This is a genomic window from Romboutsia sp., assembly GCF_035470145.1.
In the GTDB taxonomy this organism is placed as follows: domain Bacteria; phylum Bacillota; class Clostridia; order Peptostreptococcales; family Peptostreptococcaceae; genus Romboutsia_D.
Genome location: NZ_DATIRC010000383.1, coordinates 1 through 2,295, shown reverse-complemented (window position 1 = coordinate 2,295; position 2,295 = coordinate 1). Strand labels below are relative to the sequence as shown.

At 26.6% G+C, this 2,295-nt stretch carries 2 protein-coding genes and 1 pseudogene; 2 read left to right on the top strand and 1 reads right to left on the bottom strand.

Features of this window, described 5'->3' with window-relative positions; translation table 11 throughout:
• The first annotated feature begins 371 nt into the window (after window positions 1-371).
• Entirely contained in the window at window positions 372-608 is a 237-nt protein-coding gene (locus VLM92_RS14965) for a hypothetical protein (RefSeq protein ID WP_325277124.1), read from the top strand.
• Window positions 609-842: 234 nt separating this feature from the next.
• Window positions 843-2,168 carry an MATE family efflux transporter gene (locus VLM92_RS14960; RefSeq protein WP_325277123.1) on the top strand — a complete coding sequence of 442 codons (1,326 nt, stop codon included), beginning with the start codon at window positions 843-845 and terminating at the stop codon, window positions 2,166-2,168.
• Between the two features lie 43 nt (window positions 2,169-2,211).
• Here VLM92_RS14960 and VLM92_RS14955 read toward each other — a convergent pair.
• A pseudogene (locus VLM92_RS14955) lies at window positions 2,212-2,295 on the bottom strand (IS6 family transposase); the annotation flags it as partial.

The following is a 2,295-nucleotide window of genomic DNA, read 5'->3' as shown; positions in this document are numbered from 1 at the left end:
CCCTTTTTATCATAAAAGATTAAAGTTTGTTTTGAAATATTTGCAAGCTTTGCAAATTCTCCAGTTGAAAAGTATTTATTATCTTTCATATTAATTTTCTCCTTTATATATCTCGTGTAGTATGCACTACACGGCTTGTATTTTCTTGATTTATACATAGACTGCATATAAACAATGTAGTCTATAATTTCTCATATAAACGCAATGTTGTTTCAGTTTCAAAAAGATACCTGTTTAAAAATTCAATCTAAATATTTTTTAAATTTATTAGTTCGCATATAGATATTGATTACTATACAAAATCTTATTTTAAGGACTAATTTCAATATGGTACTTTTTTTCATATATTGAATATTATATAGCGTAAGGAGGTGAACATAATGCCTATTAAAGATACATCTATTGAAATTATAACGAACGTAGAGCGAGTACAAGTAGATTCTGATACAATTCAAACAACAGTAACTGGTTTTATTGATGTAGAAAAAATAATTCAAATTGGTGACAAGGTTATTTTTATAGAAAAGAAACTTCCGTTTTCTTATATGACTATCATTACTTCTGGTTCAAATATGAATACTTGCAATACTTGCAATACTTGTGATTAGAAATATTAACTAATTGTTTTACTTAATAGCTACTAAATACCTTAGTAGCTATTTTCTATTTTTGCCAAATTCCAACCATATATTATAAGAGTATATTTAAACTACTATAACTGCTGCCTAATTACTTACACTATACTTCTTTAGTTTCATAAAATTGTTGCATATATAGTTACTATACACCTTAAAATATAAAATGTCATTAGATAATATGAATTTGAAATTAGGGAGAGCTTTATGGAAGAATTATTTTCAAAAAAATTAGGTTTCATTGAATTTATTAAATTTGTTTCACCTGCAATAATTTCAATGATTTTTATTTCATTATATACAATTATAGATGGTATTTTTGTATCTCAATTTGTAGGATCGGATGCTTTGGCAAGTATTAATATAGTATTGCCTATAATAAGTGTTTTGTGTGGTATAGGAGTTATGTTTGCAAGCGGTGGTAGTGCACTTATATCTATATCTATGGGTGAAAATAATTATGAGGAAGCTAATAGTAGATTTTCTTTAATGTTAGTGGTTACTTTAGTTATAGGATTATTTATAAGTATATTTGGATATATCTTTAATGAAGAAATATTTAGACTTTTAGGTGCAACAGATAAGTTAATTCCTTATGTAAAAGGCTATGGAATAATTATTTTAGTAAGTGCTCCAATTTTCATGATAAAAATATTGTTTGAATATTTCCTTAGAACAGATGGAGCTTTTAATTTTAGCATGTTTGTTTCTATACTAGGGGGAATTATAAATATAATTTTTGATTATGTATTTATAGTCTTATTTGATCTAGGAATATCAGGTGCAGCACTTGCAACTATATTAGGTTCTTTTGTTGCAGCGGCAATTGCATTTTTCTATTTTATTTCTAAAAAATCTACTCTAAAATATGGTATTTCAAAGTTTGATTTTAAAGTTATTTTAGAAAGTGCTATAAATGGATCTTCTGAAATGGTTACAGAGCTTTCTGCAGCTATAACTACAATTTTATTTAACTTTGTAGCTATGAAATTTGCAGGAGAAGATGGAGTGGCTGCTGTTAGTATAATATTATATGCTCATTTTTTAATGACATCTACATATTTAGGATTTGTGTGTGGAGTAGCGCCAATGGTAAGTTTTAATTACGGGGCGAAAAATGAAGAAAAATTAAAAGAAACTCACAAGCACTCTAAGAAATTTATTTTAATTTCTTCTATTTTAATTTTTGTAGTTTGTTTAGGATTTGCACCATTTATAGTTACAGCTTTTGTGAGTAAAGGTAGTTCTGTTTTTGATTTAGCATTAAATGGTCTTCAGATTTTTTCATTTGCATTTTTATTTGTTGGATTAAATATTTATGTTTCGGGACTTTTTACAGCATTTTCAAATGGAAAAATTTCTGCAGTAGTGTCTTTTTCAAGAGCCTTTGTTTTTGTAATTATAGGATTCTTATTTTTACCTAGTATGCTTGGGATAAATGGACTTTGGATTATAGTTCCTTTTGCTGAAGTTATTACTATAGGGTTGTCGATTTTATTTATAAAGAAGTATAAGAAAACTTATATGTATTAATCATATAAAGATATAAAATATATGAAACTCATGCACTTGTAAAAGTTGTATGTGTAACACTAATACCTCTTTCAGCCATTATTTCAACTAAATTTCGATAACTTAAAGGGTATTTCAAGTACCATCT